The 8,088-nt window shown below is 41.5% G+C and carries 7 protein-coding genes; 5 read left to right on the forward strand and 2 right to left on the reverse strand.

The window, feature by feature from the left end; translation table 11 throughout:
- Positions 1-847: 847 nt before the first annotated feature.
- A complete protein-coding gene (locus AC37HE_RS07060; protein WP_500782100.1) occupies positions 848-2,191 on the reverse strand; it encodes a dihydroorotase in 1,344 nt (447 codons plus the stop codon).
- A 102-nt stretch (positions 2,192-2,293) separates the two neighbouring features.
- Positions 2,294-3,034 (reverse strand): polyprenol monophosphomannose synthase, encoded by a 741-nt coding sequence (locus AC37HE_RS07065; RefSeq protein WP_500782101.1) that lies wholly within the window; start codon positions 3,032-3,034, stop codon positions 2,294-2,296.
- Positions 3,035-3,257: 223 nt separating this feature from the next.
- On the opposite strand from AC37HE_RS07065, the gene AC37HE_RS07070 reads away from it, so the two are divergent.
- The 5 genes from AC37HE_RS07070 to AC37HE_RS07090 form a co-directional block, all read left to right on the forward strand.
- Entirely contained in the window at positions 3,258-4,820 is a 1,563-nt protein-coding gene (locus tag AC37HE_RS07070) for a sigma-54 interaction domain-containing protein (RefSeq protein ID WP_500782103.1), read from the forward strand.
- An 11-nt stretch (positions 4,821-4,831) separates the two neighbouring features.
- A complete protein-coding gene (locus AC37HE_RS07075) occupies positions 4,832-5,308 on the forward strand; it encodes a GNAT family N-acetyltransferase (RefSeq protein WP_500782104.1) in 477 nt (158 codons plus the stop codon).
- A gap of 93 nt (positions 5,309-5,401) precedes the next feature.
- Positions 5,402-6,658, forward strand: a complete 1,257-nt coding sequence (locus AC37HE_RS07080) for an Nramp family divalent metal transporter (protein ID WP_500782105.1) — start codon at positions 5,402-5,404, stop codon at positions 6,656-6,658.
- A gap of 70 nt (positions 6,659-6,728) precedes the next feature.
- Complete coding sequence (locus AC37HE_RS07085) at positions 6,729-7,115, forward strand: DUF423 domain-containing protein (RefSeq protein WP_500782106.1); 387 nt, start codon at positions 6,729-6,731, stop codon at positions 7,113-7,115.
- Between the two features lie 255 nt (positions 7,116-7,370).
- Positions 7,371-8,088: hypothetical protein (locus AC37HE_RS07090; RefSeq protein WP_500782107.1), on the forward strand; the 718-nt coding region annotated here is incomplete at its 3' end.

Here is an 8,088-nt window from a genome sequence, read left to right on the forward strand (position 1 = left end):
CAGAAGTATTTAGCTCTTTCACCTAAATTTTTGGGTTTCGGATTGAAATGATTAGTAAAAACACCTAAAATATTTCCTCTTGTGGGTAAAACTTTACCTTATTTACTCAATATTTTACATTTGATGCTTAAAAAAAAGAGCTATATGAGTATATAATTTACGTTAATCGATTAAAAGTTTGCCTTATTTATTTAATAATTTACCTTTTATAGTAAAAAGAAAGCCTATAAAAGTAAATTTTTTACGTTTTCCGATTAAAACTTTACCTTATATAGGAATAATTTTACCTCTTTTATTCTAAAAAATTCTTTTCGTCTTAAAAAACAATCCGGATTCTCCGGAATCATCCACAGGTATGAGAGTGGAGGAACACAAGAGAAGGCATTCGAAAACAGTTGAAGACAATCGAATGACGACGGAGGCTTGCCCGGAGCGCTTTCGTCCTATTATCAAGACAGGACTTCAATAAGACTCAGCCCAGCAGGGTGAAATTGGGTAGAAAAAGACGCCTGCTCTGATCACGCGATGTTGGGCGAATCGAAAAGATTGCCGCGTCGTCCTACCAATGACAGATTTTATAAAAACTGTCATTTCCGCATTATGCCCCATTTATTTGGGGTAAGTACTCGCAATGACGAATCCGGAACTTGAAAATTAAAACCTGGAACTTTCAGGATTAACGATTATTGATTGCCGATTAGCGATTAACGATTGAGTAATGAGCAACAAGCAACAAGTAACCAGCAACAGCCCGGCTTCCACAAGGGTAACTATAGCCGCAATTTGAAACTCAGAAGTAACTTTCATAAAAGGCTGTCAACCGGGTTTTAGGCTGAAATACGCCGTTTTAGTAGTTGAACTCCAGTCTTTTCCCCCGGATTGAATCTTCAATGTGTCCGCGATCGTAGGCCAATTGCCCGTTGATGAATGTTTTCGATACCTGGGTATTGAATGTTGTTCCTTCAAAGGGTGACCAACCACATTTATAGATGATATTTTCGGGGCATACTTTCCAGCTTTTGTCCGGGTTAATAAGCACCAGGTCGGCATAGTAACCTTCGCGAATGTAACCACGACGATCTATCCTGAATAAATCGGCCGGTGCGTGACACATTTTTTTCACCACATCTTCGGCTGTAATTTTACCTTGCTTTACAAATTCGAACATGGCAGTTACCGAGTGTTGTACCAACGGGCCACCGGAGGGTGCTTTAAAATAGGAGTGCGATTTTTCGTCGAGCGTGTGCGGTGCGTGGTCGGTGGCAATGACATCAATTTTATCAGCCAGCAGGGCATCCCACAACGCCAGTTTATCGGCCTCCGATTTTACAGCGGGATTCCACTTGATGCGGGTACCGTAATTCAGGTAATCGCGTTCATCGAACCATAAATGATGTACACAAACTTCGGCTGTAATTTTCTTGTCTTTTACCGGGCCGGGTTGGAATAGCTCCATTTCCTGTGCCGACGAAAGGTGCAATACGTGTAAGCGGGCATCATATTTGGCCGCCAGCTCAACGGCTTTCGACGACGATTTGTAGCAAGCTTCGGCGCTCCGGATTTTCGGGTGCCGCGAAATGGGGACGATCTCTCCGTACTCCTTGCGATAAATTTCAATATTGCGTTTAATGATTGCCTCGTCTTCGCAGTGTGTCGCAATTAAGGTAGGAGCATTTTTGAAAATTTCGGCCAGAGTTTCCTGATCATCCACCAGCATATTTCCGGTTGAAGATCCCATGAAGACCTTAATACCACAAATTTTTGAAGGATCCGTTTTTAGTACTTCGTCCAGATTGTTGTTGGTCGCTCCTATGTAAAAGGAATAATTCACGGCTGAGACTTCTGCAGCACGTGTATATTTCTTCTCGAGTTCTACCTGGGTTGTCGATTGCGGATTGGTGTTGGGCATTTCCATATACGAGGTCACCCCTCCTGCTAATGCAGCCCTCGATTCGGTTGCAATTTCACCTTTGTGCGTTAATCCCGGCTCACGAAAGTGTACCTGGTCGTCGATTGCTCCCGGGATTAACCAGCGCTCTTCAGCATCAATCAGTTCAACATCCTTGCTAATCGTCTCGGGGAGCTCACCCTCGAATACTTTTTTGATAAATTCACCTTCAATGATAACTCCTCCACGGAAACTTGCGCCTTCGTTAATTACTATGGCGTTATGGATGATGGTCTGCTTCATGGTATTTGATTTTGTCTTTAATTACGATCCGAAATGTAAAAAGGCTACATCTCTGCAGCCTTAAGCAATTATCTTATTTGTTTTGTTCACATGCAGGTGAGCTTACTTGCTTTGGGGCTGATAGCTTTTAAACCAGCTTCGGGCCTTCATCTTCAAAATCCCCCAAAGCGCTTCGTTAAAAATGCCGCCGCTCATTTTGGAGCTTCCTTCTTGCCGGTCGGTAAAAATGATGGGAACTTCGATGAGTTTAAATCCGTGTTTCCACGCTGTAAACTTCATTTCGACCTGAAATCCATATCCTTTTAAACGAATATCGTCGAGGTCGATTGTTTCGAGCACATGGCGGCTGAAACATTTAAAACCCGCTGTTGTGTCCATCACTTTCATGCCGGTTATAAAGCGGACGTACATGGATGCACAATAGGACATCAATACGCGTCCCAATGGCCAGTTGATTACGTTGATTCCTTTAATGTAACGAGAGCCAATGGCTACATCACCTCCCTGGTTTTCGCAAGCGTCGAGTAATCGTTCCAAGTCTTCCGGGTTATGCGAAAAGTCGCAATCCATCTCAAAAATGTAGTCGGCACCATGGTTTAATGCCCACTTGAACCCGCTTAAATAAGCTGTTCCTAATCCTAATTTACCTTCGCGCTGCATTAAATGAAGCTTGTCGGGAAACTCTGATTGCAACTTTATCACGATGTCTGCCGTTTTATCAGGGGAGTTGTCGTCAATAATTAGTATTTGGAAAGTTGTTGATAATGAGAACACTTTGCGAATCATGCGCTCAATGTTTTCCTTTTCATTGTAAGTGGGAATAATAACCAGATTAATTTTCACGTGCCCTTTCAAATTTTAATGTAGCTAAATATAGAGTTTTTAAGTATAACTGAATAAATTAGTAGAAATAATTTTGGCTGGATTGGTTGTCTTTTTGATGTTTCCATTGTTATTGTTACGTTAAAATGACACGATGATATAAGTGATTATTTGCAAGAAGTTCTTTTCTTGCAAAATTTGTGGCAAAAAGAAACCGAAATCAAATCTGTTTACGCGGGAAAGTATGGAATTTAAGTGTAAAAAGGCGGGTAACGAGTGTTACGGCGTAAAAGAGCTGACACTTCTGTCTGAAATTAGTCAACGACTTATTCAGACAAAGGAGCTTAAGAATGATTTGTCGGTAATTCTGGAACTATTGGTTAAGCATTTGAATGCAGAACGAAGCTTCCTGACAATTTTCAATAGACAAAATTCGAAGATTTATATTGAAGCAGCCTATGGCTACAGTTCTGCACAGCAAGCAAGAGGCAAATACGATTTAGGAGAAGGAATTATAGGACGGGTTATTGAATTGGCCAGACCAATTGTTGTGGATAAAATTTCAGAGTCGAATCTGTTTTTAAATCGAACACAACAGGAGTTAAAATCAAAAGATGGAAAGGATCTCACCTTTGTGTGTGTGCCGGTTCTTGAAGAAGGACAGGTGACAGGAGCTTTGGGATTGCTGCGGGATTACAATCCGTATATCACCAAGGATGAAAATCTTTACCTTTTGTCAGTGATTGGAAGTCTGATCTCCAGGGTTGTTAGTTCGAAACAAGAACAAATTGAAGAACTGGAAGCTCTTCGCCAAAAGAATAAAGAGCTTCAGAGTAAGTTGGATGATGGACAGCGTCCTGTAAATATTGTTGGAAACTCAGGCAAGATGCGCGATGTGTATTCGCTTGTCAATATGGTTGCCGAAACCAATTCAACCGTGTTAATCCGGGGAGAGAGCGGTATTGGTAAGGAGTTGATTGCTGATGCGATTCACTATTCAAGTAAACGTGCCAAGAATAATTTTGTAAAGGTAAACTGTTCTGCCTTACCTGATTCATTGATCGAGAGTGAGCTGTTTGGCCACGAAAAAGGAGCTTTTACCGGTGCAGATAGCCGCCGGAAGGGGCGATTTGAACTGGCTGATGGAGGTACAATCTTCCTGGACGAAATTGGAGATATCCCATTGTCCACCCAGGTGAAAATTCTTCGAATTCTACAACAGCGTGAGTTTGAGCGTTTGGGAGGTACCGAAACAATTAAAGTTGATGTGCGAATCGTTGCAGCAACCAACCGAAACCTTGAAAAAGCAATTGAAGAAGGAGAGTTTCGCGAGGATTTATTCTACCGGATTAATGTATTCCCGTTGTTTATCCCATCCTTGCGTGAACGGCGCGATGATATTCCTTTGCTTGTCGATCATTTCATCGAGAAATTTAATAAGCGAAATGGTGCTAGTGTCAAGCGCATTACCACCAGTGCAATGAATATGCTGATGATTTACTCCTGGCCGGGTAACATTCGTGAGTTGGAGAACTGTATTGAGCGTTCCTGTATCCTGACAACGGATGATGTTATTCACTCATACAATTTGCCACCATCATTGCAAACAGCCGACTCGTCAAACACGCAAGCCAAAGGTGGATTGATGTACACCGTTGAACAGGTTGAAAAGCAATTGATTCGTGAAGCATTAACAACAACCAAAGGCAACATTGCCAAAGCAGCTGAGATGTTGCAGGTTACTGAGCGGATGCTTGGTACGCGTGTGAAGAAATATGAGATTGATGCCTGGCGTTTTAAAGTTTAAAAACTTCTTCGATGGGAAAAGGATCACTGACCTTTGTTGAGATTGATTTGCATAACGAGGAGCATGTTGATGCGTTAATTCATTTGCTTGATTGTTACATGCGTGATCCGATGGGAGTAAGTGCTCCGATGCCCGAAGGTTTAGCTCCTAGAATTATTGAGGGGCTTCGAAATTATCCTTCCTACATTGGATTTCTGGCAAAGGTCGGCGATCGTTTTGGCGCTTTGGCTAACTGCAATAAAAATTTCTCAACCTGGAAAGCGAAACATTTGATCAACATTCACGATTTTGTTGTTCACCCTGACTTTAGAGGACAAGGAGTTGGTCAGTTTTTATTGGACGAGATTGCTGCCTGGGGCGAAAAAAATGATTGTTGCCGTGTCAATCTTGAAGTTCGCCATGATAACACTAGTGCACAAAAACTGTATAAAAAGGCCGGTTTTACGGAATGTAATCCACCGATGTACTTCTGGGAACGAAACTGGTAATCACGATAATATTAAATATTATTTAGTGACGGTCTTGGGATAATTGTTTTTCACCATTTCGATGTAATTTTGTTAGTTGGTAAAGACAGAATTATGTGGTGGAAATCGAAATTCGATACGAAAAATCATGAACCCCGATTAGGGGCTGCTGAAATCCTGAAATTTATAGGACCGGGGCTACTGGTAACTGTTGGTTTTATTGATCCGGGTAACTGGGCGTCTAACCTGGCTGCCGGAGCACAGTTTGGGTATTCCTTACTGTGGATGGTCACCTTGTCGACAATTATGTTGATTATCTTGCAGCATAATGTTGCTCACCTGGGGATTGTTACGGGGCTTTGTTTGTCGGAGGCAGCAACAGAACACCTGAAACCGGTTTATTCACGAGGAATTCTGATTTCAGCTATGATGGCCTCGGTTTCTACCTCGCTGGCCGAAATTCTGGGTGGGGCTATAGCCTTAAAGATGCTCTTTGAGGTCCCAATTCTGATTGGTTCTGTGTTAGTCACTATTTTTGTGCTAATCATGCTGTTTTCGAAAAGCTACCGTGTTATCGAAAAGTGGATTATTGCTTTTGTCTCGGTGATTGGTCTTTCCTTTTTGTATGAGCTTTCACTGGTCGATGTTGAATGGGGAAATGCTCTAAAAGGCTGGGTAACTCCATCGTTCCCCGAGAATTCAATTTTGGTTATTATGAGTGTGTTGGGAGCTGTTGTGATGCCACATAATCTGTTTCTGCATTCCGAAATAATACAGAGTCGCCAGTGGAACTTATCAGACGATGCCGTAATTAAAAAACAACTGAAATACGAATTCTTTGATACGCTGTTCAGTATGGTGATTGGTTGGGCCATTAATAGCGCTATGATTTTGCTGGCTGCAGTAACTTTCTTTAAAAGCGGAACTCCAGTTAACGAATTAGAGCAGGCGAATCGGTTATTGGGGCCACTGCTGGGCAGCCATGCATCGAAAGTTTTTGCAGTTGCCTTACTGTTTGCTGGAATTTCATCGACAATCACCTCCGGAATGTCTGCCGGCAGTATTTTCGCCGGAATTTATAAAGAGCCCTATGATATTAAAGATAATCACTCGAAACTAGGGGTTATAATTTCCTTAGTGTTGGCTTTGGTGATTATTTTCTTTATTTCAAATCCCTTTCAGGGCTTACTTGTTTCGCAAATGGTGCTTAGTGTACAGCTGCCATTTACCATTTTTACGCAAGTGTATCTAACCTCTTCGGAAAAGGTGATGGGGAAATATAAAAATTCAACGATCTCCAAATGGATGCTTTACACACTGGGGGCGATTGTGACGGCTTTAAATGTTTATTTGTTTGCAAGTGCTTTCTAATCGGAAGAGAAATATAGCCTGCAACAAATCCTGGGTTTAGCTGTTGGAATGAACGATTAATAATGAAAGCATGACTAAAACAATATTGATAACAGCAGCCATTTTACTGGCATTGGGAGTGATGATCGGAGCTTTTGGAGCTCATGGTTTAAAATCGCGGGTTTCAGCGGATATGCTTCAGGTGTATAAAACAGGGGTTGAGTATCACTTTTACCATGCTTTGGGTTTGTTGCTCATTGGTGTTTTGTCGTTTAGCATGCCTTCTTCTTACCTCAATGTGGCAGCTTTGTTTCTATTTGCCGGCATTCTTATTTTCTCCGGTAGTTTGTATGTGTTGGCCATTACCGGAATAAAATGGATTGGTGCGATTACTCCGATCGGAGGCCTGAGTTTCATTGTTGGTTGGATTTTCTTTGTAATTGCAATTGTAAAGCATTTCCCGAAAGCAGTCGCCTAATTTTTCGTTTTTCAAGAGGCCTTTATTGATTCTCCTTTAAGGCCCACGAATATTCCCTGTTTAATCTGAAAATTTCAAGGAGTTTAACCGGAATTACATTCTTTCGTATATAAATGGTGATACAATCAGCGGAAACAGAGTTGATTGAGATTCTTGTATTCGGCTGAGTGAAGTCTTTGTTGGTTGTGCCTCTGTTTGTGGAGGCGCAGACTTTAATAGCCTACATCCTTGGTTAAAACGCTTTTTAGACTTGTTATGAATTCAGAAACCGAAAATCAAAAGAACAAGAACCGGATTGGTTCTTCGAAGTCCCTGTGTATCTTTTTTCTGGCTTTTATCTTTCTTTTGGCTCCTGCCTGTATGAACTATTTTAAAGTGAAGCATCCTGATCCTCCTTACGAACAAGATGTTTTAGGGTATCGTTCACAATACAAAAATATTATCATTCACCACGAGCCTGAGGCTTGGGTTGTGGGGATTGACCGAATTACTGATGACACAATTAGGGGATATCTGACAGAAGAATATGTTCGACGTTACGAACGGCCAATTCGACAGAAAGGGGCAAATAGGTACCGGACGAATAAAAAGCATGATGAATCTTATTTGTTAAACGAGGTTCATATTTATACTTCTTCGATGGAGAAGACAGATCGATCCGGATTTCAGATTCCAATAACCGCTATCCAGCGGATTGATGTTTATGACAAAGATAATCTGGCGACAACAGGTTCCTATTTTTTAGGGGGGGTGGGAATTACTGCCGGTGCAATGGCAGTTCTCACTGTGATCATTGCCTTAACTAAAGAATCTTGTCCGTTTATTTATACATTGGATGGCAACCATTATAGTTTAACCGGGGAAATTTACAGTGGAAGTGTACAGCCTGCTTTGGAGAGGAACGATTATCTGAAATTGCCCAATGAACAAAATCCCTTGGCTTACGAACTCAGAATTTCAAATGAAGTTAAAG

This window comes from Mangrovibacterium sp. (genome assembly GCF_059905295.1).